Raw genomic sequence first — 26,955 nt, 5'->3', positions numbered from 1 at the left:
CATGACTCCGATCAGCCCCGAGAACCCGCTGACGTCAGAAGACGCTCAGGCGTTGCTTGCCATGCTCTCTGCTCGCATAGAGGTGAAGCGAGGCATGAGCGAGCGGGAACTTGATCACGTCGAGGAGCGCTGGGGGTTCCGTTTCGCGCCGGAGCACCGAACGCTGCTGAACGCAGGGCTACCCACGGGTAGCCGTAGTTGGCCCGATTGGCGGGACGGCGACCCGGAGGACTTGGCGGAGCGGTTGTCGTGGCCGGTGGACGGAGTGCTGTTCGACGTGGAGCACAACGGTTTCTGGCATCCGGACTGGGAGCCACGGCCGGCAGGCACTCAGGATGCCTTGGAAGTTGCTCGCACGTACTTGGGCAAGGTCCCTGCGATGGTGCCGATCTACTCGCACCGGTACCTTCTGGCCGATCCGGACCGCACCGGTACGCCTGTGCTGTCGATGTACCAGACGGACATCATTTACTACGGCACTGATCTGGTCGACTACTTCCACCACGAGTTCGGTCGCCCTGTGCCGACGCCCGAAGACCATCAGTACGCCGCGATCTCCTTCTGGTCCTACTTCCTGGACTGAATGCCCCCTGGTTCGGGACCGAGAGTTCTCGTACCACAACCGTTGCCAGATGCAGGAGTCAGCCACGGTCAACAACGGGAACGAGCGGATGCATCAGTGCCCGCCACCCCAACCAGGGAAGCCGCAGGTCACCGGCAAGAAACCTCAGCCTCTCTCCTAAAGCGGTGTTGTACCAGCTCTGGGCGTCGTCGAGACTCTTCTGCCGGCGCACGAGACGGACTAGGAAGTGAGTAGCCCGCCGGGTGCGCGCCCTACCGCGTGATGTCTCGGCCTCATAGCTTGGGGTCATGGGATGGTTGACCCTGATCAGCACGTTGAGCGGCGGCGTGCTTGGCGTTGGCTCAACACTGGTCGTAGAAGCAGTGCGAACGAAACGAGACCAACGGCTGCGGCACGCAGAGCTGCGGCGGACTGCGTACGTCAGATACCTCACTGCATTGACTGAGGCTGAAACCGCATTACAAACACTCGCGTTGAGTCGCCCCCCGCCGGTTCCGAGTAGCGAAGTGGTGGAAGCTTTTCGCTCGACGGGCGTGATAGCGGCCAGGTATGAACTGTTTCTCGTAGCGCCACCTACCGTCTATGACGCCGCACGCGAGGCCTACGATCTCCTGAGAGCGCTGCGAGTCGCGATCGCGACGACTAACGTCGAGGTAGGTGACGACTCCGCCGAGTGGAGGGCGCTGCATACCCCGTACGACACCGCCTTGCGGCATCTCCGCGCCGCCATGCGGGACTCACTAGGCCCTAGCTTCGAGTAGGTCTGCACGCAATGCCGTGGGACCTTGACCGGGACGGCTTGTGCTCGACGTCCGTCTCAGTTTCCGTCTCATTCAGCCCCGTTCACCGGCGTTCAGCCGAGACCCGGAGCCGATCCCATCCTGGTGGCCAGACGTCCATAAACGCAGGTGAAGGCCCCTGTATACAGCCCACCACACCACCACCACAGTTGGAAAGCGTGCGCATGGTGCGGAAGCCGCTGACCGCCCCGGGGGTGTTCAGCCTTCGCTGTCAGTCCGGAGCTGTACGGTCCCGCCCATGGCTGAGAGACCGACTACGAGCTGGCGTCACGGCATAGCTGAGGAAGCCGAGGAGCTTGCCGTCGGCACCCTGGACCCCGAATGCGCCTGCATGGCAGCACTGTTTCCCGAGGAACTGCTTACGGCGACCGACGTAGTCCTCGACGCCTTCGAGGGCGAGCTTCCTGGACTTGGCGCAGCCCCCGACGAACAGGTATTTGATGTGGTGGAGCGCGTAGTCCTGGCCCTCAACGCGGTGGACGACGCCTACAACGGCAGCGCCTTCGAAACCGACGAACGTGAAGAGCTGTGCGACTACGTCGACGAGTCGCTCACCGAGCACGGCGTCGATGTCGTCGCCCTGACCGCCCGCCACAGCCTCGGCCGGTACCAGCTCACGGACAAGTGGCGGAAGTGGTAAGGCGGCTCACCAACACGATCCGCTGGACATTGCAGGGCTGCGCACCACTAGCGCACCAGATAGTGCGGGGACCAGCGGGGAATCACGGTGAATGTGGCCAGGCCGGACGGTACCGCTCACCGGCCGTCCGACCAGGTCAGCGCCTACAACGGGTCCTCTAGGTCCGCAGCTTCCCAAGCTCATGGCGTCGACGTGCGCCAGCGTGCACCAGGCAGATCCGACGTGCGCCTTCCCCGCTGGCAGAAGCCGAGCCACTGTGCCCATAGCTTCACGTACTGCGTGACGAGACCAGAGGGGAAGCTACGTGGCGAAGTGCGGCGCCCCGACCAAGACAGGGGGACGGTGCCAGCGGAAGTTGGTGACCGGCACCTCCCGGTGCCCGGTGCATCAGGGACCGTGGTCTGCGTACGGCGTGGCCCAGCGCAAGGAGAAGGAAGCCAAGGAGAAGAAGCGCAGGATCCGCAAGAAGCGGTAGCACCGGATGCGGACACCCATGCACGACCCGGCGCGTTGGCCCCCTACGGTGACTCCGCCGCGCCGTGCCCTGATCGAACTCCCAAAGCGGGTCTCGCAGATTCGAATCCGGCCGAGGGGCAGCGCATTACACCGTTGACCTGGTGTTTCCCTGCCCAGGGAGGGGCTCTTTTCGGCCTCGGACTTCCGTACGGGCACCGCTTTGCGCCGCCCGCGTCCCCGCCTGGTACCGCAGCCATCTACGGCAGTGATGTGGTCACGGACGGCACGCACCGGTCCAGAAGCAGGGCGATTCGACGCATGGTGACGACTCTTGGAGAACCTGGCGAACGAAACGCTCTGCAGCCCGAATGCCGGGCCTCAGTTGAGCGGTGGTTCCGGCCGCGCGGACAGGACAGTGACGCTTGCCGGTCGGGATGATCAGGTCGGGCTGGATCTGCTCGACGGTCTCGCCGTTCGCCCGGCGGCGGAGCACGGTGTACAGCATGTTGTCGGTGATGACCGGTGGCCGGCCACCGTGCCTTCAGCGTCCCGGCGGGAGCCATTCGGGGAGCCAACCGCAGCGTCTCAGGGCGGACGGATGCGAACGACCGCGAACGACTCCGAAGCACGCTCACAGGTGAGACAGGGCGCTTCAACCCCCCATCCTGAGCCGCCGGTTAGCCGCACCTTAAGGCCACCCTAAAGATCGCCGCGAACCCCCTGCGACAGGCGTTTTCACGGTTTCTTGGATCCGGCACTCATCAGTTCCGGTTCCGAGGAGATCCCCCATGCCCGCACGCCGCAAGGCCGCCACCGTCGCCGCCCTGGGCCTGACCCCGCTCGTCCTCACCGCCCTTGCCACCGCGCCCGCGTCGGCGCACGGTTCGATGGGCGACCCGGTGAGCCGGGTCTCGCAGTGTTACGCGGAGGGCCCGGAGAGCCCGAAGTCCGACGCGTGCAAGGCGGCGGTCGCGGCGGGCGGTACGCAGGCCCTCTACGACTGGAACGGCATACGCATCGGCAACGCGGACGGCCGGCACCAGGAGCTGATCCCGGACGGCAAGCTGTGCAGTGCGAACAGCGAGGCGTTCAAGGGCCTCGACCTGGCCCGCGCCGACTGGCCGGCGACGAGCGTGAACAGCGGGTCGTACACGTTCAAGTACCGCGTCACCGCACCGCACAAGGGCACCTTCAAGGTCTACATCACGAAGCAGGGGTACGACCCGTCGAAGCCGTTGGCCTGGGACGACCTGGACCTGGCGAACCCGGTGGCGACGTCCACCGACCCGGCGGCCTCGGGTGGCTTCTACACCTTCTCCGGCACCCTGCCGCAGCGCTCCGGCAAGCAGCTGCTGTACGCGGTCTGGCAGCGCTCGGACAGCCCGGAGGCGTTCTACTCCTGCTCGGACGTCGCCTTCGGCGGCGCGAGCGGGGGCGGTTCGGGCAGCGGGGACGGTGGCGGCAGCACCGACACCTCGGGCGGCAGCGGCAGCGACAACACCGGCGGCGAGGCCGCGCCCGCGCCGAGCGCCTCCGCGCCCTCCGAGGAGCAGATCGAGGACGGTGCCGACAAGTCGACGGTCGAGCACAACGGCCACGGTGACCAGGACGCCGGTACGTCGGCGGAGCCGGCTGCGGCGGCCGCGGCGGCCGCGGACGAGCAGTCCGCGCCGGCCAACCGGCCGAAGGCCGCCGGTGCCGGCGAGAACCTCGCCGAGACCGGCGGGGACAGCAGCACGGCGTATCTCGCGATGGGCGGCGCGGCGACCCTCGCGCTCGGCTCGGCGGTCCTGTTCGCGTCGGTGCGCCGCCGCGCGGCCGGCGCTCGCCACGGCCGCTGACCCGCGGCAGGAAACGCCCCACAACTCCGGGGCCTGACCGGCGGCTCAGGCCGGTCAGGCCCCGGCGGCGTGCTCAGCGGCGGCGTGCTCAGCCGATCACGGACGCACAGGTGGTGGGCGTGGCGCGGGCCGGGTCGAGTGCGTTGACCACCTCGTGGAAGGCGATCCGGTCGGTCAGCCCGAGGAGCGCGTGCTCGGACAGGTCGACCGCGCACCGGTCCTGGATCAGGACGTTGTTGACATCGGGGCCGTTCAGGAACTGAGTCCGGTACGGCGTGACCACCTCGTCGTACTTGGTGGCGATGACCGTGTAGCGGACGCCGGGAACGGTGTCGCCGCCCTCGTTGAGCTTGGTCATGAAGGCGGATCCGGCCATCTGCTGGGCCAGGGCGGGAGTGGCGGTGCTGAGCAGGTCCTCAGCGCCGGGGAAGTACGGCAGCAGGTTGGCGAGCCCGCCGAGGGTGGTGCCGTGGTTGTTGGGCGCGATGCCGACGAGGGCGTTCACTTTGGTCGCACCGCCGAGGAATTTGACGTAGTAGCGGGGCATCATGCCGCCCTGCGAGTGGCCGACGAGGTCGGCCTCGGCGGCGCCGGTGGCGGCGAGCACCTTGTCGACATGGGCGGACAGTTGTTCCGCCGACTTGTCGATGGGTCCGAGGGCGTGGAAGAACGGCACGCCGGGCAGCTGGCCGTAGTCGAGGGAGAAGACGCAGTAGCCGCGGTTCTTCAGGTAGGGCGCGAGGCCCAGCCAGTTGTCCACGGAGTTCGCGAAGGTGCCATGCACGAGGATGACGGGGTGGGGGTGGGCGGCGGAGGGCTTGCAGGAGTAGTCGTTCCAGCCACTGTGCGTGGTCGCCGCCGCTTCGGCCGCCTGGGCCGTGGTGGCGGGGACGACGGCGACCGCGGCGGTCAGCAGCAGCGCGGCCAGGGGTCTGAGCACTCGTTTCCAGGGCAGCATCGTGTGATCTCCTTGCGGCTCAAGGGAGTTGCGACGGCCTTACGCCCTGTGATCCGGATCACGAGGATGCTGTTCACCCGTCAAGTTACGGGCGAGTAGTAGATGTGTGAAGTTACGCGTCAGTAAAAACTTCCAGTGATAACCAGTGGCCGGTTACATCCACTGATGAACCATCACCAAGTGGGCCTGATGGGGCCATGGGGTGCGATGCGCACCAACTGCCGCAACAGCGCCTGCGTTTCACTCTCGCCGAGCACGCCCACCCACGCCCGGACGGCATCAGCGGCCGCCTCCTCGGCCGCACGCGTGCAGGCCCACCCCCGCTCGGTCAGCACGACCAGCCGGGCGCGCGCGTCATCGGGATGCGGCCGACGCTCGGCGTACCCCTTGCGCACGATCTCGTCGACGAGCTGACTCGCCGCCTGCTTGGTCACGCCGAGGTGCGCGGCGAGGTCGGTGGCCGTCGCACCGTCCGGGGCGAGCCGCGCGAACGCGAATCCGTGCGCGGGCCGCACCCCCTCGAAGCCCCGGGCCACCACGCCGTCATTGATGCGTTGCGTGAGCTCACCGGCGACGGCGAGCAGGGCGGCGGACAGGGCCATGGCTTCGGAGTTCTGCACGCAGGCATTGAAACACCCTTGACATATTGGTCAAGCCGCTTGACCATGGGCACATATAGTCAAGCAGCTTGACCATCTAGGCCCAGGAGGCACCCATGCCCGTGATCCGCGCGTCCGAAGCCGTCACCCACGAAATCCACGGCGCCCGTTTCGTCTCGTACGCCACGCCCGCCAGCGGCAGCAAGGAACTGTGCGCCTGGCGCGGCGAGATCCCGGCCGGGACCAAGGCACCCGCACACACCGTCAACCGGGAGGAGATCCTCCACCTGCTCGACGGAGAGCTGCTGATCACGCTCGACGACCGCACGGACCGGATCGCGGCGGGCGACACCCTGATCATCAACCCCGGTGCGACCCTGACCGTCGAGAACCCGACCGAGCGGACCGCCGTCACCTGGGTCACCACGTCCATCGGCCTGACGGCGGAGCTGGCCGACGGTACGCGCATCACGCCGCCCTGGGCCAACTGACGTCCACACGAGGGGGGTCAGGCGGCCAGCGATCCCGGCATCACCGCATGCGGCCCGAATTTCGCTCGCGCGCGGTCCGCGACCTCCTCGATGCGGCGGGCCTTCTCGTCGAGCGGATCGAAGGTGAGCTGGTAGGAGGCCTGCTCGGCGGGGTCGAGGCCCTCGGCGCGCAGGGCGAGGGCACGGACGCGGGCACGCTGGAGACCGAGAGCCTCGTACATGTCGTACGCCGCCCTGGTCAGCGACGGCGAGTGGGCCGTGGGCTCCTTCAAGGTACGGCTGCGGGTCGTCGACGAGCGGTCGGCGTAGCGGACGGTGAGGGTCAGGGTGCGGCAGACCTTGTCCACGGCGCGCAGCCGGGAGCCCAGTTCCTCGGCGGCCGAGAGCAGGGCGCGGCGGTGCCGGTCGGGGTCCAGTTCGTCGCGGGTGAAGGGACGTTCGGTGGCCAGCGAGCGCGACACGGCGTTCGGCACCACCCGGCCCCGGTCGATTCCGTTCGCCTTCTCGCGCAGCTCGCGGCCGGCCTTCGCACCGATCAGGCGCTGCAGCGTGGACAGCGGTGCGGCGGCGACCAGGCCGAGGGTGTCGAGGCCGTACTCGCACAGGGTGCGGGCGATCGCGGCGCCGACGCCGGGCAGCGCGGCGACGGGCTTGTCGGCGAGGAACTCCGCGATGGCGTCCGGCTCCTCGGGAACCGCACACGTCACCCCGGGCCTGGCGTCCCGCAGCGCCACGCGGGCCAGCATCGGGCCGGGCCCGGCGCCGATCACACAGTCGACCCCGTGGTGGGCGAGGGCACGCACCCGGATCACCGACGCCAGTTCGACCGCGTCGCGCCCGAAGTACCGCTCGGCGCCGCGCAGATCGGCCAGTGCTCCGTCCGGTGGCAGCGCCTGGACGACCGGCGTGAAGTCCTCCAGCAGTCCGAGCAGCCCGGGCAGGGCCGCCTCGCCCGCCGGCGGCAGCTGGAAACGTACGCAGAGGATGGTCATCCCGCACTCCCCGGACTCTGATGCCACAACTTCCGTACCTGTGAAGGCTCTTGACCCGCCGGTCGCAGATCGGCCCACGGGTGCATTTCGTATCCGGTCGGCATCTGGATTCGCCGGCCGTGCGTCGGATCGTCTCCGTCCCCCTCCGCCATGGGCTCCGCGAGCCGCGCCGCCACCACGTCCAGGCCGCCCTCGGCACGCAGTTCGACCAGCTCGGCGAGGTTCCAGGCGGCGGAGCCCACCACGCTCAGACTGCGCGGACCGCGCCGCTGCACCACCCCGCGCACCAGCAGCAGCCAGGAGTGGAAGACGGTGTGGGCGCAGGCATCGTGCGAGTCGTCGAAGAAGGCGAGGTCCACCAGCCCGGTCCCGTCGTCCAGCGTGCTGAAGATGACCCGCTTGCCGGACCGGATCGGCGGCGTCTGGGTGGCCGCCTTGGCGCCCGCGACCAGCACCGTCTCGCCGTGCCGGGCATCGCGCAGCCGCCGCGCCGAGACGACGCCCAGCTCGTCGAGGAACGCCCGGTGGTCGTCCATCAGATTGCGCGAGGCGTCCATCGACAGCACACCCAGTTCGGCGCTGAGCCGCTCCGACGAGCTGAGGTCGGGCAGTCCCGCCGCGGCCGTCTTCCGCCCGCCGGCCAGCGGGAGCTGTCCCCCGCCGCCACCCCGGGCGCCCCGGTGCAGCTCGGTCAGATGCAGTTGCAGATCACGCCGGTTGGCCCCGAAGGCGTCCAACGCGCCGACCTGTGCGAGCCGTTGAGCGAGCGGTCGGCTCGGCCGCCCCCGCTCCCAGAAGTCGAGCAGCGAGGCATACGGCTGTCCCTGCGCGATCCGTGCCGCCTCGGCCTCGCTGATGCCATGCACATCGGAGAGCGCGAGCCGTAGTCCCCAAGTCCCCCCACCCTTCTCAAATTCAGACACCAGTTCGATCCTGTGTGCGACCCCCGACACATTCACGTCCAACGGCAGGATCGGCACACCCCGCCGCCGCGCGTCCGCCAGCAGCAGCCGCTTCGGATACATCCCGGGGTCATGGGTGAGCAGCCCCGCATAGAAAGCGGCGGGGTGATGGGTCTTCAGCCAGGCCGACTGATAGGTCGGCACGGCGAAGGCGACGGCGTGCGCCTTGCAGAAGCCGTACGACCCGAAGGCCTCGACGATCTCCCAGGTCCGCCGGATGGTCTCCGCGTCGTACCCCTTGGCCGCCGCGTGCTGCGCGAACCACACCCGGATCCGCCCCTGCGACTCCGGATCGGACAGTCCGCGCCGCACCCGGTCCGCCTCGTCCCGCCCGCATCCGGTCATGATGTGCACGATGTCGATGATCTGCTCATGGAAGACGACGACCCCGTACGTCTCCCGCAGCGGCTCCTCCAGATCCGGGTGCGGATAGCGGATGGGCGCCCGCCCGTGCCGTGCCTCGATGAACGGCCGCACCATGTCGGCGGCGACCGGCCCGGGCCGGAAGAGCGAGATGTCGACGACAAGATCGTGGAAGGTGGCCGGCTGAAGCCGCCCGACCAGGTCCCGCTGGCCCGGCGACTCGATCTGGAAGCAGCCCAGCGTCTCGGTGGACCGGATCAGCCGATACGTCGCCGGATCGCCGTCCCCCCGCTCGAAGTCGAGCGCGTCCAGATCGACCCCCTCCCCCGTGACCCGCTTCACCTCCGCGACCGCGTGCGCCATCGCCGACTGCATCCGCACGCCCAGCACGTCGAGCTTGAGCAGCCCGAGGTCCTCGACGTCCTCCTTGTCGAACTGCGACATGGGGAAGCCCTCGCCGCTGGTCGGCATGACGGGCGTACGGGAGAGCAAGGAGGCGTCGGACAGAAGCACCCCGCACGGATGCATGGCGATGCCGCGCGGAAGGGCGTCCAGCCCCTCCACCAGTTCCCACAACCTGCCGTACCTGTCCCGCTCCCCCGCCAGCTGCCTGAGCTCGGGCAGTTCCTCCAGCGCCGCCCGGGCATCGCGCGCCCGGATGTGCGGGAAGGACTTGGCGATACGGTCGATGTCGGCGGGGTCCATGGACAGGGCGGCACCCACGTCCCGGATCGCGTGCCGCACCCGATAGGTCTCCGGCATCGACACAGTGGCGACCCGCTCGGTCCCGAACCGGTCGATGATCGCGCGGTAGACCTCCAGCCGACGCGCGGACTCCACGTCGATGTCAATGTCGGGCAGCACCAGCCGGCGCTTGGACAGGAAGCGCTCCATCAACAGCCCGTGCTCCACGGGATCGGCGTGCGCGATGCCGAGCAGATGATTGACGAGCGACCCCGCACCGGAGCCCCGCGCGGCCACCCGGATCCCCATCTTCCGTATGTCATCGACGACTTGGGCGACCGTCAAAAAATAAGAAGCGAACCCGTGGTGGGCGATGATGTCCAGCTCCTGGTGCATCCGCTCCCAGTACGCCCGCCGCCCGTCAAGGCCGCGCTGCACCATGCCCGCCACCGCCCGCGAGGCAAGCGCCCGCTGGGCGGTGCGCTGCCCGGCGCCGACGAGATACGGCTCGGGAAAGTGGACGCTGCCGATCCCGAGGTCGTCCTCGGGATCGACGAGACACTCGGAAGCGGTCGCCCGGGTCTGCTCCAGCAGCCGGTGCGCGGTATCGCGCCGGAAGCCCGCGGCCTCGACGATCCGCTCGGCGACCTTCGCCATCTCCCCCGCACCTTTGAGCCAGGCCTCGCCGGAGTCCAGCTCCTTGGTGGAGTCGATGGGCACGAGCCGCCGCGCGGCGTCCAGCACATCGGCGACCGGCCCCAGCCCGGAATCCGCGTACCGGACGGCATTGCTCAGCACAGGCCGCACCCGCTGCTCGGCGGCGAAGCCGACGGTCCGGGCGGCCAGCCGCAACGACCCCGGGCCGGTGCCCTTGCGCCCGTGCCAGACGGCCTCCAGCCGCAAGGAGTCGCCGTAGACCTCCCGCCAGGGCTCCAGCAGCCTGGCCGCCCGATCGGGACGACCGGCGGCGAGCGCACGGCCGACATCGGAGTCGGACCCGAGCAGAACGATCAGACCGTCCCCCCGGTTGTCCCCCCGGGGCAGCATCGGCGGCCCCTCCCCACCATGCGCAGCCGATACGATCCGGCACAGATCACCCCACCCGCGGGCCCCGTCCCGGGCAAGAAAGGTGACGCGGGGCGTCGAGTCGTCGACAAAGGCGCCACCCCGCACCGGAGCCCGCCGCCGCCGGCCCGCGGACTCACCCGCCTCCGAGAGCCCGAAGTCCGCCACGGCCAGCTCCACGCCGAACAACGGCCGCACGCCCGCCTTCGCACAGGCCTTGGCGAATCGAACAGCACCCCCGAGCGTGTCGCGATCAGTGAGAGCCAGGGCGTCCATGCCCCGCTCGGAGGCACGCTCGGCCAGCCGCTCCGGGTGCGAGGCCCCGTACCTCAGGGAGAACCCGGAGACGGTGTGCAGATGCGTGAAACCTGGCACACGCACCTCCCGCACTCATGAGCCGCTCGAACATCAGTTCCCAACTCTCCCACCCCCACCATAGACCATTTCCGGACCGTTTCTCGAACACTCGTGCGACATCCGTTCGGCCGCCTCCCACCTGCACAAACGCCTGACCAGCAGGACTGTGGGGGGCATGACGCAGACCCCGGGCGCCGACACCTCCCGCGGCCCCTTCCTCACCGAAGTGAAGGACGCCGTCACCCCGCGGGCCACGCTGCTCGTGACCGGCGTCGTCGGCCTCGCTCTGCTCTTCATCGCCTCCTACGTGGGCGCGCTCCACGACCCGAAACCCAAGAACGTGCCGCTGGGGGTCGTGGCACCCGGGGTCGCCGCCCAGCAGACGGTGGACCGGCTGGAAAACCTGCCCGGCGACCCCCTGGACCCGCGCGCGGTGGCCGATGCGGCGACGGCCAGGAAGCAGATCCTGAACCGCGAGATCGACGGCGCCCTGCTGATCGACTCGAGCAGCACCACCGACACCCTCCTGGTCGCCACCGGAGGCGGAAGGGTGCTGGCCGCCACCCTGGAGTCCCTGGTCGCCACCCTGGAGAGATCCGAGGCACGCACCCTGCGCACCATCGACGTGGCCCCGGCCGACCGGCACGACGCCAACGGGCTCACGGCCTTCTACGCGACCGTCGGCTGGTGCGTGGGCGGCTACCTCTGCGCGTCGATCATGACGATCAGCTCGGGCGCCGGCCGCCCCACCCCGAGACGCTCGGCGATCCGCCTCATCGCCATGGCCCTCGTGGCGATCGTCTGCGGCCTGGGCGGCGCCCTGATCATCGGCCCCGTCCTGGGCGCGCTACCGGGCAGCCTCGCCGCCCTCTGGGGCGTCGGCGCCCTGATCACCTTCGCGGTGGGCGCGGCCACCCTCGCCTTCCAGGCAGTCTTCGGCATGGCCGGTATCGGCCTGGCGATCCTGATCGTGGTGATCCTGGGCAATCCGAGCGCGGGCGGCGCCCTCCCACACCAACTGCTCCCACCGTTCTGGAAAGACATCGGCCCGGCCCTGCCCCCGGGCGCAGGCACCTGGGCCACCCGCTCGATCGCCTACTTCAAGGGCAACGACACGACCGCCTCCCTACTGGTCCTCTCGGCATGGGCAGCAGCAGGAGCAGCGATCACACTCTTGGCGGCGAAACTACGAACAGGCGGCACCAAAACGCCGTAGAAACATAGGGGCGAACGCACCCGCACCCGCGTACGGCGACAAGGGGCCGTGCCGGGGGGTGTCCGCCCGCAGCGGCGGGCGTCAACAAACAGAACCTCTCAAGGCCCGGCGACCGCCCGACCGAGGACGGACACCCCCCCGGCGCGGCCCCGACCCACCCCACACTCGCAGGCGCTACGCGCACCCCCACCGGACAGGGACGGGCCGCCGCAGGCACCCCGCCCCAACCGCCGGAGGCAAGACGCACCACACGACGAAGAGCCCCGCCCCCACAAGAGGGACGGGACTCCACAAAAGCGACGAACCGTCAGCCGATCTCGGTACCCGTGGCCGACAGCGCCTCGGTCACCGGCTGGAAGAACGTCTCCCCACCGGCGGTGCAGTCACCGCTGCCCCCGGAGGTGAGGCCGATCGCCTTGTCGCCGGAGAACAGCGAGCCGCCACTGTCACCGGGCTCGGCGCAGACGTCGGTCTGGATCAGCCCGTTGACGACGTCACCGTTGCCGTAGTTCACGGTGGCGTCCAGCCCGGTGACCTTGCCGTCGTGCACCTGGGTGGTCGACCCGCTCCGGGTGACCTCCATGCCGACGGTGGCCTCGGCGGCACCACTGATGGCCTGCGTGGAGCCGTTGTAGAGGTTGACCTCGCTCGGGTGGTCGACCTCGCCGGTGTACTTCACCAGCCCGTAGTCGTTGTCCGGGAAGCTGGACGTCTCGTTGGTGCCGAGCGCGTTGCCCTCGGAGTCCGACCAGTTCGTGATGCCCTCGGTGCAGTGCCCGGCGGTCAGGAAGAACGGTTCGCCGCCCTTGACGACGTTGAAGCCGAGCGAGCAACGGCCGCTGCCGTCGGTGATGGCGTCTCCACCGGCGATGAAGGGCTTGAACTCCCCCTTCGACCGCTTGAGTTCGACCGTGGCACCCAGCCCGTCGGCAACCTTGCCGAGCTTGGCCCACTCGGCCTTGGAGACCGTGCGGTCGGCGGTGACGATGACCTTGTTGGTCGCCGGGTCCGTCACCCAGGCGGTGCCGGGGATGGTCGCGTCCTGCTTGAGCGTCGTACGGGCGCTCTTCAGCTCGGCGAGCGAGTTCTCGACGACTCTGGCCTTGGCGCCGGCGGCCTCGACGGCGGTGGCGGCGACCTCGTCGAGGACGTTCACGACAAGGTTCTTGGTCTGCGCATCGTAGTAGGTACCGGCGGCGTCGGCGCCGAGGTCCTTGGCGAGCGTCGATGCGAGCTTTCCGGCCGCGCCGACCGAAAGGGTCTTCGGCGCGGACGCGTCAGGCGACTCACTCGCGTTCGCACTCTGCAAGGTCACTCCCGCGGCGACCAGTGCGGCGATGCCCGCACCTGCCACGGCTGCACGCCGCTTGGGTATGCGTCGGTGCTTCAACTTACGTCCTCCTGTGGGGGGTCGGCCCGAGAGGTTGTGGGGACCTCACGAACCGGAAGGCGTACGGCTACGGAGGCGACTCACAACAAAAGCCACGCCCGTGCCGGTTGAACAACGCTCACTATTCCTAGGCTCACAGGGAGCGCACAAGGTCGACTTCAGGACGCGCGTAGAACACGGTTGCACGCCCCCGCCACCTTGACCGTGCACAGTCACGCGGGGCCTATTCGCACAGCAAACACTGCACGCGAGGGAACCATACGCAGCGCGTAAGGTCTACTCCTGTCTCGAAATCGACCCTTCGGAGTCCGAGTCCAAGCGTGGCTCGAGAGGCGGAAGTTCCTCCTGCACGGCCCGCGGCCCGACGGACGGCGCCCGCTGCGCACCGGCGGCCTCCGCGGACACCTGCGTCCCCTTCTCCAGAAATCGCAACAACTCCACCGGAATCGGAAGAACCAACGTGGAGTTCTTCTCGGCCGCCACCGCCATCACCGTCTGCAGCAGCCGAAGCTGAAGGGCCGCCGGCGCATCGGCCATCTGGTGTGCCGCCTCCGCCAGCTTCTTGGAGGCCTGAAGTTCCGCGTCGGCGTTGATCACCCGCGCCCGCCGTTCCCGGTCGGCCTCCGCCTGCCGGGCCATCGACCGCTTCATGGTCTCGGGCAGCGACACGTCCTTGATGTCCACCCGGTCGATCGTCACGCCCCACTCGACCGCCGGACTGTCGATCATCAACTCCAGCCCCTGGTTGAGCTTTTCGCGGTTGGACAGCAGATCGTCCAGTTCGCTCTTGCCGATGATCGACCGCAGTGACGTCTGCGCCATCTGCGAGACCGCGAACCGGTAGTCCTCCACCCGGACGACCGCCTCGGCCGGCGAAGTCACCTTGAAGTAGACGACGGCGTCGACCCGCACGGTGACGTTGTCCCGCGTGATGCCCTCCTGCGCGGGCACGGGCATCGTCACGATCTGCATGTTCACCTTGCGCAGCTTGTCGACGCCCGGAACGATCATCGTGAACCCGGGTCCGCGCACTTGGGGCCGGAGCTTCCCGAGGCGGAAGACCACGCCCCGTTCGTACTGCTTGACGACCCGCGCGGCCGCCGCCACATAGACCACACCGGCGGACGCGAGCGCCACTCCCGCCGCCACCAGCTCCTCGACCATCACCGACCCCCAGGGTCCGACGTGGGCGCACTACAGGGGAGAACTGCCTGCGCATCGACGGTAACCCCGGCACGCGAACAAGGGCGAGCCCCCGCACGACACTTGCGTGCGGGGGCTCGCCTGCTGCCGGCTGCTGTTCAGGCCGAACCGAGGTGTCAGTAGACGCTGACGCCGTACGCGCTGAGGGCCTCGGTCACCGGCTGGAAGAACGTCGTGCCGCCGGAGGAGCAGTTGCCGCTGCCGCCGGAGGTCAGACCGTACGCGGTGCCGTTGCTGCCGTAGAGCGAACCGCCGGAGTCGCCGGGCTCGGCGCAGACGGTGGTCTGGATCAGGCCGCCGACGACGTCGCCGCCGCCGTAGTTGACGGTCGCGTTGAGGGCGGTGACCCGGCCGCTGTGCGTGCCGGTGGTGGAGCCGTCACGGATGACGGTGGTACCCACGCTCGGCGTGGCCGCGCGGGTGATGTCCACGCCGTTCGCGGTGCCGGGCCGGCTGACGGAACCGGAGTACCGCACGATGCCGTAGTCGTTGCCCGGGAAGCTGGAGCCGGCGGTCGAGCCGATGACGTTGGTGCGGCCGGAGTTGGAGTACCAGGTGCCCGCACCGTCGGTGCAGTGGCCGGCGGTCAGGAAGTACTGGTTGCCGCTGCTGTCCTGGACGTTGAAGCCGAGCGAGCAGCGCCAGCTACTCGCATAGATGGCGTCGCCGCCCTGGATGAACTTGCTGAACTTGCCGGCGGTGCGCTTGATCGTGAGCGCGTCGGCGTTGGCGCCGGCCTGCTCCTTGATCTTCGCTATCTCCGCCTGCGAGACCGTGGAGTCCACGGTCACCGTGACGCGGTTGGTCTTGCTGTCGACGGCCCAGGCGGTGCCCGGGATGTCGGCCTTCAGCACGGAGCCGCTGGCGCTCTTGAGCTGGGCGGCGCTGAAGGTTTCAGGGATCTCCGCGGCGGTCGCGTTGGGGATCGCGATCGCGGCTGCAGCCACGAGGCCGGTGGATACGGCGATCAGCCGGGTCCGTCTCGCAATGCCACTGCGGGGGGTGGTGCGCTCGATCCTCACGTTTCGTTCCCTCCAAGGGAAGTCGGGGGCCCGCGTGGGGTCGGGGCCCGTGAGGCGCAGCCAACGGCAGGATGTCCGGATTCCGAACATGCCGTGCCCCTGACAAGCGCTGAGGGGGAGTATTCGGCCGAACGGCGGGTAGCCGCAAGGGCGCCTTTCGGCCGTCAATCTTTGAACGATCTGTGCGAGTTGACCGTCCCTGTCCCGGTCAGCCCGCTCTCGCTACCTCAGCGCAGGTTGCGCTCCCCCGCCGGGATCGCGAGTCCGAGGGTGTTCCCCGGTGGCGGGAAGGGGCACACGAAGTGGTCGGCGAAGGCGCACGGTGGCAGCAGGGCACGGTTGAAGTCGACCGTCGTACGGCCGTCGGCGTCGGGCGCGGCGGGCCGCAGGAACCGGAAGCGGTAACTGCTGTCACCGCTGGTCACGTCGGCGAAGACGGCCCACAGCGAGCCGTCGCCCTCGACGGTGACCTGAAGCGTGAACTCCTGCCCGTCCAGGGCGAACGCCAGTTTTCCGCCGAGTCCGAGACCGCGCCGGCGCCCGTCGACGTTCTCGACCCGCACGGTCCGGTCCTCGCCGTACGGCGTGAAGTGCCCCGGCGCCGACCAGCGCGGATCGTACGGTGTGGCCTCGATGCCCCGGAACACCCGGCGCGCCTCGGAGGCGGGGTCGAAGTCGCGTACGCCCCACGCCCCGTCGCGCCTCAACACAACCAGCCGGCGCTCCCCGTACGCCACGCGCGCCCCGCTCGGCGAGCCTGTATCGGCCACGAGCCTGACCACACCGTCGAAGGGCTGCCCGTCCAAGGTCAGCCCGTCCCCCTCGGCGGCCGTGAGGACGACCTCGTCACCGTCGGCGGCCCATCCCCCGGGGATGTCCGGAAGTCGCCTCTCCGGACAGTCCTCCAGCCAGTGGGTCCCGGTCAGCGCGAGCGGCCCGTAGGGCGCCGAAACCGACGCGACGCGGTGCTCGTGCCACTGCTGCCAGGCGTCGACCGAGTCCGGGGTCATGCCGTCAACCCTTCCATACCGGGACCAAATTTCCGATATCGGGCCGCCGGAGCCCTGATACCTAGCAGCCGTCGCAGGGGCAGCAGTCGCCGCAGTCACAGTCGCAGTCACGGCAGCAGCCCTCGCGCTTCTTACGGGACCACGGGCCCTCGTACTCCTTCGCGCAGCACAGCTTGCAGGTGCAGCACAGCAGCCAGAACATCCCGCAGCCGGCCCAGAACCCACGCCGCCCCCGTGGCTGGGGCGCCGGCCCACCACCGAACCCACCGAAGTCACCGCCACCGCCGCCACCGCCGCCACCGCCGGGTGCTCCCCCGCCACCGGCGTACGGAATCCCGCCCGCGTACGGGTTCTGCCCGCCGTACGGATTCTGCGGCGCCCCGTACGGGCCATGCCCCTGCCCTTGCTGATGCGGCTGACCGTACGGCCCCGGCTGATGGGACCCACAGGCCGGCACCGTGCCGAACGCCCGGTCCACCGAGCGCCGCAGCTCGTGCACGAGCAGCAGGTGTGCGAGTCCCGCGTCGCAGAACTCGGTCTCGCGCAGCGCCAGCCGCACCCCGTGCACGGCGTCGTCGGCGAGCCGCCGCGCCTCGGCGAGCGAGGTCCCCGTGGCCGTCAGCGGGTTCCACGCACCCGCCGCGGCGTCGGCCGCCTGGTCCTCCACGGCGTCCAGGAGATGCGCCAGCCGGCCGAAGAGGCGCCCGGCCTCGGCGAGCGGTTCGGCGTTGTCCGGCCGTCCGGCCAGGATCGCGGTGTGGGCGAAGGCGGCGGCGGTCGCCGTCTCGGTCGGTTCGGTGACCGCGAGGATCGGCGTCCCGGGCCCGGCGAGCGCCTCGATGCCGACCTGCCGGTCCACGGCGTCGACCAGTACGGCGGTGTCGAACCCGACGGCCGAGCCGCTGCGCGCACCCGCGGCCCCCCACCCGGTGGCCACCCGGCGAGCGGCGAGCGCCAGCGGCCTGCGGGCCAGCAGCCCGTCCCCGTCGGCCACATGGTCACGCACCTTGGCCGAGGCCAGCACCAGCGAGACGGCGGCGGCGAGCCGGGCGCCCTCACCCTGCGCCACGGACGCGGTGCGCATCCCGCGCAGGGGGCACGGTCCGGCGGTACGCCGCATTCCGCTGTTCTTTTCGGCTTGAGCTTCTGTCAGAACGGAGATAAGGAGACCGTCGTAGTTCGTAACGATCCGCGCGAACTGACCGTGGTCCCCACGCAACGAGAGGCACAACCCGCACAAATGCGCCATCCATTGACCGGTGAGCTTGTCTCCGAGCCGATGACGACAGGGCCTGACGATTCCGAACACGATGCTCCCCCGTGGTTCTTGCGACGCTGCGACGACGCTGAGCTGCCGCATCGTACCGACCGTGGCACAGATCGCCATGGCCGACTCGTTCACCCGTACGCACCCCGCATCACCCATACGCCGTGAAGAATCATATTTCACTCACAGTCAGCAGCCGTACGTGGCATGCCCCTTGGGGGACACGGACTCTCGACGTATTCGCTGTGCACCAGTACCGTCACAAACCCCCCGCGCGGCGTCTATCCACTTGGCGCGACGTCCGCATCATGGATGACCATAGGGATGCGGAATGTAAGAAGACCGCTGTGAGAGGAGGCGTCCATGGGATCGGTGCGCAAGGCGAGTGCCTGGCTGGGCCTCGTTGACGACAACGATGACGAGCGTTACTACGACGACGACTACTCCGAAGGGACCGAGCCCGGGGATGCCTGGGTCACCGACCCGAGGGTCAAGGTGGCCACGGACGTCGCCGAGGAGAAGGGCCGCCGGATCGGCACGGTCACCCCGGACAGCTTCCGGGACGCCCGCGCCATCGGCGAGCTGTTCCGGGACGGGGTCCCGGTCATCATGAACCTCACGGCCATGGAGCCCGCCGACGCCAAGCGTGTCGTCGACTTCGCGGCGGGGCTCATCTTCGGTCTGCGCGGTTCGATCGACCGCGTGTCCAACCGCGTGTTCCTGCTGACTCCGGCCGACACGGAGATCATCAGCGGGGAGGCGTCGGCACACCGTTCGGACGGCTTCTACAACCAGAGCTGAGGCAGGGCCGCTCATCGGCCCTGCCCGCTGGTGGGGTTCAGCGGAAGGCGTCGAGCCCGGTGAGAGCCTTGCCCAGCACGAGCTGGTGCATCTCGACGGTGCCCTCATAGGTGAGCACCGATTCGAGGTTGGTCGCGTGCCGCATCACGGGGTATTCGAGCGAGATCCCGTTGGCACCGAGGATCGTCCGCGACGTACGGCAGATGTCGATGGCCTCGCGGACGTTGTTGAGCTTGCCGAAGCTGACCTGTTCGGGACGCAGGCGGCCGGCGTCCATGCGCCGCCCCAGATGATGGGCGAGCAGAATCCCCTTGTGCAGTTCGAGCGCCATGTCGGCGAGCTTGGCCTGGGTGAGCTGGAAGCCCCCGATCGGCCGGCCGAACTGCTCCCGCGACTTCGAGTAGTCGACAGCGGCCTCGAAACAGGACCGCGCCGCACCCATGGCCCCCCACACGATCCCGTACCTGGCGTGCGAGAGACAGCTGAGCGGCCCCTTCAGCCCGACGACATCGGGAAGCACCGCATCGGCCGGCAGCCGTACGTCGTCCATGACCAGCTCACTGGTGACGGAGGCGCGCAGCGACAGCTTGTGCTTGATCTCCGGAGCGGAGAACCCGGCGCTGTCGGTCGGCACGACGAACCCGCGGATCCCCTCGTCGGTCTGCGCCCACACGACGGCGACGCCGGAGACGGACCCGTTGGTGATCCACATCTTGCGCCCGGTGAGCACCCAGTCGGACCCGTCACGCTTGGCGTAGGTCCGCATGGACGCCGGGTCGGACCCGTGGTCCGGCTCGGTCAGTCCGAAGCACCCGATGACCTCGCCGGAGGCCATGCGCGGCAGCCACTGCTGCTTGTGCTCCTCGCTGCCGAACCGGTGGATGGCGTACATGGCCAGGGATCCCTGCACGGAGACGAGGGACCGGATGCCGGAGTCGGCGGCCTCCAGTTCCAGACAGGCGAGCCCGTACTGCACGGCGGAGGCTCCGGCGCACCCGTAGCCGCTCAGGGACATCCCGAGCGCACCGATCTCCCCGAGCTCCCGGGCGAGCTCACGAATCTCCGGCAGCTCACCCTTCTCGTACCAGTCGGCGACGTACGGCAGCACCCGATCCGCGGCCCACTGCCGCACGGTGCTGCGAATCGCCAGATCCTCGGGCTCCAGGAGGTCGTCGATGCCGAGGGGGTCGGCGGGGTCGAACGGGGGCAACTTCGAGGACGCGGACATGGGACACCCTCCGGCAACGACTAAAACTAGCGCCGCTAGTCACGGCTCGGCCCTGACGCTACGACGCGGTGCGGTGCACGTCCAGTACGACTCCCGGTCACGGCAGCCGACAGGGGAGAAGGCGGGTCAGGCGGAGACGCGGGACTCCGCGACTTCCCTCGGCTTGGGCAGCTCCACGGTCGGCGCGTCGCACTGCATGACCCGCGGCAACCGCAACGCCATCACCGCGCCCAGCAGCAGCAGCCCCGCACTCACCAGCAGCGTCACATGCAGCCCGTGCACGAAGGCGTTCTGCGCCGCATGGCGCAGGGCAACCCCTGCCGACCCGCCCAGCTGGGCAGCGACCTCGTACGCCTCACCCAGGGAGTGCGAAGCGGCCGTGGAGGACGATGCCGGGACTCCCGACACGTCCGCCAGCCCCGGCGCGTACGCCGCGTTCATCACGCTGCCGAGCAGGGCGATACCGATCCCGGCGCCCAGCTGGTACGACGTCTCGCCGATCGCCGCGGCCCCGCCGGCCTGCTCCTGTGGAGCCTCGCTCAGCATCGACTCGTACGCCCCGAAGAGCGTCGTCTCCAGCCCGAAGCCCAGCAGCACGAACCCGAAGAGCAGCAGGCCGGGGTTGTCCTCGCCGCCCATCGCCGTGAGCAGCAGCACCGCCACAGCCGTCACGCAGAACCCGGCGCACACCATGCGCCGCGGGCCGAACCGCCGCAGCATCCGCGCGCCGGCCAGCCCGGCCGCCATCGCGGCGAAGGTCAGAGGCAGCAGCCGTAGCCCTGTCTCCAGTGGCGACAGACCCAGCACCAGTTGCAGATACTGCGCGGCGATCAGCTCGAGCCCCACGAGGGCGAGCATCGCCAGCACGATGCACCCGACCGACGTACTGAACGCGGGCCGCGCGAACATCCCGAGGTCGACCAGTGGATACGCCCGCCGTCGCTGCCGTCGTACGAAGAGCACCAGCAGCACCACACCGACCACCAGCGGCACCACGGTGAACAGGCTGCCCACCGGCTCTCCGCCACCGAGCCGCTTGACGCCCAGCACCATGCCGAACAGCCCGCCCGCCGCGAGCAGCGCGCCGACCACGTCCCAGGGACCCTTGCCGTCGCCCTTGGACTCGGGCAGCAGCAGGCGTCCCACCGGAAGGCTGACCAGCATCAGCGGGATGTTGACGAGGAAGACCGAGCCCCACCAGAAGTGCTCCAGGAGGAAGCCGCCGAGCAGCGGCCCGACCGCCGCGCCGACGGCGGCGACGGCGCTCCAGATGCCGATGGCGAGGGCCCGCTCGCGCCGGTCGGGGAAGACCTGGCGCAGGATCGACAGGGTCGCGGGCATGATCATCGCGCCGCCGACCCCGAGCAGGGCGCGGGCCAGGATCAGAACCTGTGGGTCGTGCGCGAGGGCCGCGAGGCCGGAGGCGACGCCGAAGAGGCCGTACCCCAGCAGCAGAACCCGTCTGCGGCCCACCCGGTCACCGAGCGTGCCGAAGAGGATCAGCAGCGAGGCGCAGACCAGTGGATAGATGTCGACGATCCAGAGCAGCTCTATCGCGCCGGGCCTGAGGTCCTCGGTGACAGCCGGCACCGCCACGTGCAGCACGGTCGCGTCGACCGCGACGAGCAGCAGGCTGACACAGAGGACGACGAGGACGACCCAGCGGTTGGCACCGGCCCCGGCCGCCCGACGGCGCAGCGCAGCGGCAGCCGTGGTCGTCCCGGACATGTACGTACCTCCCAGATGTTCCCTCGCCCTCGGCGGGGCACACGGGGTGGGGACTCCCCGTGACTCGGCCGGAGAGGAGCGGTGGTCTCCGGCCCGCGCAACGAAGGGCGAGTGACTCGTCAGAGTACGCGAGTCCGCGTCGGTGCCGAGTGGCGGACCTCTCAGACTCCACGCGAACGCGTGTGGCGTACACCACATCCGCCACCCCCGGGCGGTGAGCTCCGGGGGAATTCCACACCATGATTCGGTGAACGAATTCATAAGCAGTAAAAAACGAACCAACAGAATGATCAAAGGAATTGAAGGATGTACCGCCCGGTGATTACGGATTCCTTGGAAATAAACCCCCACCTGAGAGGAATCCCACATCACATCGTCATCACAAAGCCGTGGAATCGCCGTTGAACTGCGCTCACTCGCTGTAACGTCGATTGGGTGTGTACCGAACGAAAGCTGACCCGTCTGGACCGGGTCTTCGCCAGGCTGGACCGGGAGCCGGAACGCCCGGCCCACATCGATGTGCCGCGGATGACGCGGCACAGGGTCGTGCTGTTCACCTCGACCCTGGCCTTCTACGTGGCCATCGTGTGGGCCATCATCATCACCTCGTGGCTGGTCCGGCTCGACTGGCAGGTCATGTTCTTCCGCCCGTACCAGCAGTGGGCCGAGATCCACGCCATCGTCGACTACTACGTGGTCCTCGGCCAGCGCGGCCCGACGGCCGTGATGGTCGCGGCCTGGCTGGGCTGGCGTTCCTGGCGGCAGCACACGCTGCGCCCGCTGCTCGCGCTCGGCGTCTCCCTGCTGCTGCTGAACGTCACGGTGGGTGCCGCCAAGCTCGGCATGGGCCGCCTCGGCCCGCACTACGCGACGACCGTCGGCTCCAACGAGATGTGGCTCGGCGGCGATATATTTCCCAGCGGCCACACCGCCAACGCCGTGGTGACCTGGGGAATCCTGGCCTATCTGGCCTCGACCCCGAGAGCGCGCCGCTGGCTGTCGGCCCTGTCGGCGGTGACCTCGCTGGGCGTCGGCCTGTCCACCGTGTACCTCGGTACGCACTGGCTGAGCGATGTCCTGCTCGGCTGGGCCGCGGGCCTGCTGATCCTGCTCGCCCTGCCGTGGTTCGAGCCGCTGATCGCCCGGTCCGAGTCCTGGATCTTCGACCTGCGCGACCGCTGGCGCGAGCGCCGGGCCGGCACGGTGGCGGTACCGACCACCCCGGTCGAGACACCGGTGCTGCTCAAGCCGCGCCCCGTCGCGGTCGACGACGAGGCCGTGGCACGCGAGGCGGCCTCCCCGGCCCACTCGCCCCGCACGACGGTCCACCCGCCCGCCTACCTGGCCCCCGGCCCGCACACGGCCCGCGGGGAACGCACACCCGTCACCCCGGCCGGCAGCCGCCGCCCGCCGCACACGGAGCGCAACACCCGCGGCCCGGCCCAGCCGGCCCGCCCCCTGACAGGCGGCTGACGGGCCCAGGACAGCGGGGTTCGGTACGCACAACCACCCCCGCACGTCGACGGCCCCGGTTCCTGTGAGGAACCGGGGCCGTCGACGTTCGTCAGCCCTTCCAGGCCCGCGCCACCTGGCCGTCCTTCACCTCGAAGTTCATCCGGCCGCTGCGGTACTCCATGGTGATGATCGCCCCGGGCGGCAGCGAACGCACCGTCGACCACCCACGGTCACGGGCCAGTCGCTCGGCCCTGTCGGCGTCGAGGCCCACATATGTGTCCGGGCTGTCCTGTGGTTCGGCAGGGGGTTTCGGAATGGGTGCCATGCCGCCACGCTAGAGCCTTCGCGCGGGATCGGGCCAGGGCGGACCGGGGGCCTTTGCAGTTGCCATCCAGGTCACACGTCCCTCTCGGGTCACGCTTTTGTCACAGAACCACGACAAGCGTTTCGGACACTCCGTGTCACACGGATGAGCGGTTCCGTAGGCCTTCCGCAGGCATTCGATCGTAATTCCCGCGTGTCGCGAAGCCATGGCCAATAGCCCGGAGGAAAAGTTCCCGGGGAACTGCCGCGGACTCCAATTCCCGCCGCAGCGGCATTGGCTGCTGCCGCAGCGGGAGCGCGGGCCGCCAGAGCCTGTGCCGCACAGAAAGTACATGGTTCCGACACAGGACCCCCGTACGCCCTCTGTCGGAGCCCCGCTGACGCGAGCATCATGGCGTGAGCTCGCGTCGGCGCGTGCGGCGCGGGCTTCAGAGGGCCCGGGGCGCGACGAGCGAAGGGGCGAGCGAGCGATGGGGACGCACACCGCACAGGCGACCGCACAGCCCATGCGGAGCAAACAGCCGGGCGGCCGGGTGGTCGTCGACTGGCTGACCACCACGGACCACAAGAAGATCGGGCACCTCTACCTGATCACGTCGTTCGGGTTCTTCCTGGCCGGCGGTGTCATGGCCCTGCTGATGCGGGCCGAACTGGCCCGGCCCGGGATGCAGATCCTGAGCAACGAGCAGTTCAACCAGCTGTTCACCATGCACGGCACGATCATGCTGCTGCTCTTCGCGACCCCGACCTTCGCGGGCTTCGCCAACGAGCTGATGCCGTTGCAGATCGGCGCCCCGGACGTGGCCTTCCCACGGCTGAACATGTTCTCGTACTGGCTGTTCCTGTTCGGCGGCCTGATCGTGATGGGCTCGCTGATCGTGCCGGACGGGCCCGCCTCGTTCGGCTGGTTCGCCTACGCGCCGCTCAACAGTCTGGAGCGCTCACCCGGCATCGGCCCCGACCTGTGGATCATGGGCCTCGCGCTGGCGGGCTTCGGCACCATCCTCGGCGCGGTCAACTTCATCACCACGATCATCGGGATGCGCGCCCCCGGCATGACGATGTTCCGGATGCCGATCTTCGTGTGGAACACGCTGTTCACGTCGATCCTGATCCTGATGGCGTTCCCGGTGCTCGCGGCCGCGCTGCTGGTCCTGGAGGCGGACCGGCGGTTCGGCTCGGTGGTGTTCGAGGCGGGCAGCGGCGGGGCGCTGCTGTGGCAGCACCTGTTCTGGTTCTTCGGGCATCCCGAGGTCTACATCATCGCGCTGCCGTTCTTCGGCATCATCAGCGAGATCATCCCGGTCTTCTCGCGCAAACCGTTGTTCGGCTATCTGACGCTGGTCGGGGCGACGATGGCGATCACAGGTCTGTCGATCGTGGTGTGGGCGCACCACATGTTCGTCACGGGCGCGGTACTGCTGCCGTTCTTCTCTTTCATGAGCTTCCTGATCGCGGTGCCGACCGGTGTGAAGTTCTTCAACTGGACCGGGACCATGATCAAGGGCTCGCTGTCCTTCGAGACGCCGATGCTGTGGTCCATCGGCTTCCTGGTGACCTTCCTGTTCGGCGGGCTGACCGGGGTGATCCTGGCGTCGCCGCCGATGGACTTCCACGTCTCCGACTCGTACTTCGTCGTGGCCCACTTCCACTACGTCGTCTTCGGCACCGTCGTCTTCGCGATCTTCGCCGGGTTCCACTTCTGGTGGCCCAAGTTCACCGGGAAAATGCTCGACGAGCGGCTGGGCAAGATCCACTTCTGGACGCTTTTCGTCGGCTTCCACACCACCTTCCTGGTGCAGCACTGGCTGGGCGCGGAGGGCATGCCGCGCCGCTACGCCGACTATCTCGCCGCCGACGGCTTCACGGCGCTGAACACGGTCTCGACGATCGGTGCCTTCCTGCTCGGCATGTCGACGCTGCCGTTCCTCTACAACGTCTGGAAGACCGCGAAGTACGGCAAGAAGGTCGAGGTCGACGACCCCTGGGGCTACGGCCGCTCCCTGGAGTGGGCCACCTCCTGCCCACCCCCGCGGCACAACTTCAACGCGCTGCCGAAGATCCGCTCCGAGTCCCCGGCGTTCGACCTGCACCACCCGGAGCACGCGTTGGAGGCTCCGCAGCCCGAGCCAAAGAGCGAGCAAGCCGACTCTGAGCGGTCCTGATCGCCTCGACCAGTTCGTCCGGCTCCACGACCTCGAACTCGAAGCCCAGCAGCATCACGTGGATCACCATCACGTCCAGGCTCCCGGCGCCGGTGCGCAGGAGGCAGCTGTCGGGACCGTCCGCCTCCAGCTGCCCCGTGGTGGGCGAGATGCTCGCGGCGGCCTCCTCCAGGGGCACCAGCAGCCGGACGACGGCGTGCGAGGCGTACGCGCGCGTGGAGACGCCCTGGGACACGTAGGCGGCGAGGTCCTCCGCGGGCGGGGTGCGCGGGGTGAAGCGCGGGCCGTGCGGTGGCCTCGGGGTGATGCGGTCGACGCGGAACGTACGCCAGTCCTCGCGGTCGAGGTCCCAGGCGACCAGGTACCAGCGCCGTTCGCTGCACACCAGGCGGTGCGGCTCGACGGTACGGCGGGTGGGGGCGCCGTCGTGATCGCGGTACTCGAAGCGCAGGCGTTCGGCGTCCCGGCAGAGGTTGGCGAGCTCGGTCAGGACGGCCGGGTCGACGGCGGAGGGCTGGGGGCCGCGCAGCATCGGCACGGTGAACGCGTTCAGGGCGCCCACGCGGCGGCGCAGCCGGTTCGGCAGGACCTGCTCCAGCTTGGCCAGGGCCCGCACCGAGGTCTCACCGATGCCCTCGATGCCCTGGCCCGCTGCCGTGCGCAGCCCTACGGCCACGGCTACCGCCTCGTCGTCGTCCAGCAGCAGGGGCGGCAGCTCGGCACCGGCACCGAGCTGGTAGCCGCCGCCGGTGCCGGGGCTGGCGTTGACCGGGTAGCCCAGCTCACGCAGCCGCTCGACGTCCCGGCGGATCGTGCGCGGGGTGACGCCGAGACGGTCGGCCAGGTCGGCGCCGGACCACTCGCGGTGGGCCTGAAGCAGGGAGAGCAGCCGCAGGAGTCTTGCCGAGGTCTCCAACATGATCCGATTCTGCCTCGCTCAGGGGCTCGGGAGTGCCCCTAACAGCGTTGCCGGCACCCGGGATTCGACGCTCAGGTTGCCTTGCCGGGTTTCGTACGGGACCCGGGAGGCGGAGGGATGCACGTCCATGTCACCCGGCGCCAGTCGATGGTCCGACTCCTCCTCCGTCACACTGGCGTACGCGTCCCAGTGGCCCTCGGGCAGGGCCACGCTGCTGGGGAGCGCGGCGCGCAGCCGGCCCGTCGTGGCCGGGGTCAGGGGCAGGGTGACCTCCTCGTCGCCCTCGCGGTGGCGCAGCACGAGGTGGGCCGCCTCGGTGGCCACGACCGCGGTGACGTCAAAGGTCAGCCCGCCCGCCGAATCCGCGATGCAGTCGGCGCGCAGAGGTACTGCCTGCGACACGGGCGTCATGCGCTGCGGTTCCTCCCTCGGCTCT

The 26,955-nt window shown here is 69.3% G+C and carries 21 protein-coding genes and 1 pseudogene; 8 read left to right on the top strand and 14 right to left on the bottom strand.

Annotated features, from left to right (window positions below; translation table 11 throughout):
* Position 1: 1 nt before the first annotated feature.
* From ACFY5C_RS27965 to ACFY5C_RS27955, 3 genes are all read left to right on the top strand, one after another.
* Positions 2 to 583, top strand: coding sequence for a hypothetical protein (locus tag ACFY5C_RS27965; RefSeq protein WP_389448794.1), 582 nt, complete (start codon positions 2 to 4; stop codon positions 581 to 583).
* 1,038 nt (positions 584 to 1,621) lie between these two features.
* The gene (locus ACFY5C_RS27960) at positions 1,622 to 2,023 is read left to right on the top strand and encodes a hypothetical protein (protein ID WP_389448791.1); all 402 of its coding nucleotides are present in this window, start codon (positions 1,622 to 1,624) and stop codon (positions 2,021 to 2,023) included.
* A gap of 1,244 nt (positions 2,024 to 3,267) precedes the next feature.
* The gene (locus ACFY5C_RS27955) at positions 3,268 to 4,320 is read left to right on the top strand and encodes a lytic polysaccharide monooxygenase (RefSeq protein ID WP_389448788.1); all 1,053 of its coding nucleotides are present in this window, start codon (positions 3,268 to 3,270) and stop codon (positions 4,318 to 4,320) included.
* 88 nt (positions 4,321 to 4,408) lie between these two features.
* Here the strand turns inward: ACFY5C_RS27955 and ACFY5C_RS27950 are convergent, their stop codons facing one another.
* Together ACFY5C_RS27950 and ACFY5C_RS27945 are read right to left on the bottom strand one after the other, a co-directional pair.
* The gene (locus ACFY5C_RS27950; protein WP_389448785.1) at positions 4,409 to 5,278 is read right to left on the bottom strand and encodes an esterase/lipase family protein; all 870 of its coding nucleotides are present in this window, start codon (positions 5,276 to 5,278) and stop codon (positions 4,409 to 4,411) included.
* Positions 5,279 to 5,451: 173 nt separating this feature from the next.
* The gene (locus tag ACFY5C_RS27945; protein WP_389448783.1) at positions 5,452 to 5,898 is read right to left on the bottom strand and encodes a MarR family winged helix-turn-helix transcriptional regulator; all 447 of its coding nucleotides are present in this window, start codon (positions 5,896 to 5,898) and stop codon (positions 5,452 to 5,454) included.
* Positions 5,899 to 5,993: 95 nt separating this feature from the next.
* Between ACFY5C_RS27945 and ACFY5C_RS27940 the strand changes: the two genes are divergently transcribed.
* Positions 5,994 to 6,368 carry a cupin domain-containing protein gene (locus ACFY5C_RS27940; protein ID WP_328884529.1) on the top strand — a complete coding sequence of 125 codons (375 nt, stop codon included), beginning with the start codon at positions 5,994 to 5,996 and terminating at the stop codon, positions 6,366 to 6,368.
* Positions 6,369 to 6,385: 17 nt separating this feature from the next.
* On the opposite strand, the gene ACFY5C_RS27935 is transcribed toward ACFY5C_RS27940, so the two are convergent.
* Positions 6,386 to 7,360 carry a hypothetical protein gene (locus ACFY5C_RS27935; RefSeq protein ID WP_389448780.1) on the bottom strand — a complete coding sequence of 325 codons (975 nt, stop codon included), beginning with the start codon at positions 7,358 to 7,360 and terminating at the stop codon, positions 6,386 to 6,388.
* Entirely contained in the window at positions 7,357 to 10,809 is a 3,453-nt protein-coding gene (locus ACFY5C_RS27930) for a DNA polymerase III subunit alpha (RefSeq protein WP_389448777.1), read from the bottom strand. The genes ACFY5C_RS27935 and ACFY5C_RS27930 overlap by 4 nt, the downstream gene beginning before the upstream one ends.
* 157 nt (positions 10,810 to 10,966) lie before the next feature.
* Between ACFY5C_RS27930 and ACFY5C_RS27925 the strand changes: the two genes are divergently transcribed.
* Positions 10,967 to 12,007 (top strand): ABC transporter permease, encoded by a 1,041-nt coding sequence (locus ACFY5C_RS27925; RefSeq protein WP_389448774.1) that lies wholly within the window; start codon positions 10,967 to 10,969, stop codon positions 12,005 to 12,007.
* Positions 12,008 to 12,314: 307 nt separating this feature from the next.
* Here ACFY5C_RS27925 and ACFY5C_RS27920 read toward each other — a convergent pair whose 3' ends face one another.
* The 5 genes from ACFY5C_RS27920 to ACFY5C_RS27900 form a co-directional block, all read right to left on the bottom strand.
* Positions 12,315 to 13,397 (bottom strand): S1 family peptidase, encoded by a 1,083-nt coding sequence (locus ACFY5C_RS27920; RefSeq protein ID WP_389448771.1) that lies wholly within the window; start codon positions 13,395 to 13,397, stop codon positions 12,315 to 12,317.
* A gap of 276 nt (positions 13,398 to 13,673) precedes the next feature.
* On the bottom strand, positions 13,674 to 14,561 hold the full coding sequence (locus ACFY5C_RS27915) for a slipin family protein (protein ID WP_389449198.1): 888 nt from the start codon (positions 14,559 to 14,561) through the stop codon (positions 13,674 to 13,676).
* Between the two features lie 155 nt (positions 14,562 to 14,716).
* Positions 14,717 to 15,622: a S1 family peptidase gene (locus ACFY5C_RS27910; RefSeq protein ID WP_389448768.1), complete on the bottom strand. Its 906-nt coding sequence runs from the start codon at positions 15,620 to 15,622 to the stop codon at positions 14,717 to 14,719.
* A 227-nt stretch (positions 15,623 to 15,849) separates the two neighbouring features.
* Entirely contained in the window at positions 15,850 to 16,632 is a 783-nt protein-coding gene (locus ACFY5C_RS27905; protein ID WP_389448765.1) for a DUF1684 domain-containing protein, read from the bottom strand.
* A gap of 61 nt (positions 16,633 to 16,693) precedes the next feature.
* Positions 16,694 to 17,941 (bottom strand): DUF5685 family protein, encoded by a 1,248-nt coding sequence (locus ACFY5C_RS27900; RefSeq protein ID WP_389448762.1) that lies wholly within the window; start codon positions 17,939 to 17,941, stop codon positions 16,694 to 16,696.
* Positions 17,942 to 18,262: 321 nt separating this feature from the next.
* On the opposite strand from ACFY5C_RS27900, the gene ACFY5C_RS27895 reads away from it, so the two are divergent.
* Complete coding sequence (locus ACFY5C_RS27895) at positions 18,263 to 18,700, top strand: cell division protein SepF (protein ID WP_328882623.1); 438 nt, start codon at positions 18,263 to 18,265, stop codon at positions 18,698 to 18,700.
* A 37-nt stretch (positions 18,701 to 18,737) separates the two neighbouring features.
* On the opposite strand, the gene ACFY5C_RS27890 is transcribed toward ACFY5C_RS27895, so the two are convergent.
* Entirely contained in the window at positions 18,738 to 19,928 is a 1,191-nt protein-coding gene (locus ACFY5C_RS27890) for an acyl-CoA dehydrogenase family protein (RefSeq protein WP_389448759.1), read from the bottom strand.
* 126 nt (positions 19,929 to 20,054) lie between these two features.
* Positions 20,055 to 21,656, bottom strand: a complete 1,602-nt coding sequence (locus tag ACFY5C_RS27885) for an MFS transporter (protein WP_389448756.1) — start codon at positions 21,654 to 21,656, stop codon at positions 20,055 to 20,057.
* A 435-nt stretch (positions 21,657 to 22,091) separates the two neighbouring features.
* On the opposite strand from ACFY5C_RS27885, the gene ACFY5C_RS27880 reads away from it, so the two are divergent.
* Positions 22,092 to 23,129 (top strand): phosphatase PAP2 family protein, encoded by a 1,038-nt coding sequence (locus ACFY5C_RS27880; protein ID WP_389448753.1) that lies wholly within the window; start codon positions 22,092 to 22,094, stop codon positions 23,127 to 23,129.
* Between the two features lie 91 nt (positions 23,130 to 23,220).
* Here the strand turns inward: ACFY5C_RS27880 and ACFY5C_RS27875 are convergent, their stop codons facing one another.
* Entirely contained in the window at positions 23,221 to 23,436 is a 216-nt protein-coding gene (locus tag ACFY5C_RS27875) for an I78 family peptidase inhibitor (protein WP_362380911.1), read from the bottom strand.
* A 205-nt stretch (positions 23,437 to 23,641) separates the two neighbouring features.
* On the opposite strand from ACFY5C_RS27875, the pseudogene ctaD reads away from it, so the two are divergent.
* Positions 23,642 to 25,438, top strand: a pseudogene (gene ctaD, locus ACFY5C_RS27870) (cytochrome c oxidase subunit I); the annotation flags it as partial.
* A gap of 40 nt (positions 25,439 to 25,478) precedes the next feature.
* Here ctaD and ACFY5C_RS27865 read toward each other — a convergent pair.
* On the bottom strand, positions 25,479 to 26,519 hold the full coding sequence (locus tag ACFY5C_RS27865) for a helix-turn-helix transcriptional regulator (RefSeq protein WP_389448750.1): 1,041 nt from the start codon (positions 26,517 to 26,519) through the stop codon (positions 25,479 to 25,481).
* Between the two features lie 18 nt (positions 26,520 to 26,537).
* The gene (locus tag ACFY5C_RS27860) at positions 26,538 to 26,930 is read right to left on the bottom strand and encodes a hypothetical protein (protein ID WP_369270105.1); all 393 of its coding nucleotides are present in this window, start codon (positions 26,928 to 26,930) and stop codon (positions 26,538 to 26,540) included.
* Positions 26,931 to 26,955 lie beyond the last annotated feature (25 nt).

It is taken from the genome of Streptomyces sp. NPDC012935 (assembly GCF_042900345.1).
Classification (GTDB): Bacteria; Actinomycetota; Actinomycetes; order Streptomycetales; family Streptomycetaceae; genus Streptomyces.
Note: the sequence above shows the minus strand (reverse complement) of the source record. Positions and strands in the feature narration are given on the sequence as shown.

What these genes read in the sequence shown, in the direction of transcription:
- ACFY5C_RS27965 (WP_389448794.1), top strand. Translation starts at nt 2, where the DNA reads ATGACTCCGATCAGCCCCGAGAACCCGCTGACGTCAGAAGACGCTCAG.
- ACFY5C_RS27960 (WP_389448791.1), top strand. Translation starts at nt 1,622, where the DNA reads ATGGCTGAGAGACCGACTACGAGCTGGCGTCACGGCATAGCTGAGGAA.
- ACFY5C_RS27955 (WP_389448788.1), top strand. Translation starts at nt 3,268, where the DNA reads ATGCCCGCACGCCGCAAGGCCGCCACCGTCGCCGCCCTGGGCCTGACC.
- ACFY5C_RS27950 (WP_389448785.1), bottom strand. Translation starts at nt 5,278, where the DNA reads ATGCTGCCCTGGAAACGAGTGCTCAGACCCCTGGCCGCGCTGCTGCTG.
- ACFY5C_RS27940 (WP_328884529.1), top strand. Translation starts at nt 5,994, where the DNA reads ATGCCCGTGATCCGCGCGTCCGAAGCCGTCACCCACGAAATCCACGGC.
- ACFY5C_RS27935 (WP_389448780.1), bottom strand. Translation starts at nt 7,360, where the DNA reads ATGACCATCCTCTGCGTACGTTTCCAGCTGCCGCCGGCGGGCGAGGCG.
- ACFY5C_RS27925 (WP_389448774.1), top strand. Translation starts at nt 10,967, where the DNA reads ATGACGCAGACCCCGGGCGCCGACACCTCCCGCGGCCCCTTCCTCACC.
- ACFY5C_RS27915 (WP_389449198.1), bottom strand. Translation starts at nt 14,561, where the DNA reads ATGGTCGAGGAGCTGGTGGCGGCGGGAGTGGCGCTCGCGTCCGCCGGT.
- ACFY5C_RS27905 (WP_389448765.1), bottom strand. Translation starts at nt 16,632, where the DNA reads ATGACCCCGGACTCGGTCGACGCCTGGCAGCAGTGGCACGAGCACCGC.
- ACFY5C_RS27895 (WP_328882623.1), top strand. Translation starts at nt 18,263, where the DNA reads ATGGGATCGGTGCGCAAGGCGAGTGCCTGGCTGGGCCTCGTTGACGAC.
- ACFY5C_RS27890 (WP_389448759.1), bottom strand. Translation starts at nt 19,928, where the DNA reads ATGTCCGCGTCCTCGAAGTTGCCCCCGTTCGACCCCGCCGACCCCCTC.
- ACFY5C_RS27885 (WP_389448756.1), bottom strand. Translation starts at nt 21,656, where the DNA reads ATGTCCGGGACGACCACGGCTGCCGCTGCGCTGCGCCGTCGGGCGGCC.
- ACFY5C_RS27875 (WP_362380911.1), bottom strand. Translation starts at nt 23,436, where the DNA reads ATGGCACCCATTCCGAAACCCCCTGCCGAACCACAGGACAGCCCGGAC.
- ACFY5C_RS27865 (WP_389448750.1), bottom strand. Translation starts at nt 26,519, where the DNA reads ATGTTGGAGACCTCGGCAAGACTCCTGCGGCTGCTCTCCCTGCTTCAG.
- ACFY5C_RS27860 (WP_369270105.1), bottom strand. Translation starts at nt 26,930, where the DNA reads ATGACGCCCGTGTCGCAGGCAGTACCTCTGCGCGCCGACTGCATCGCG.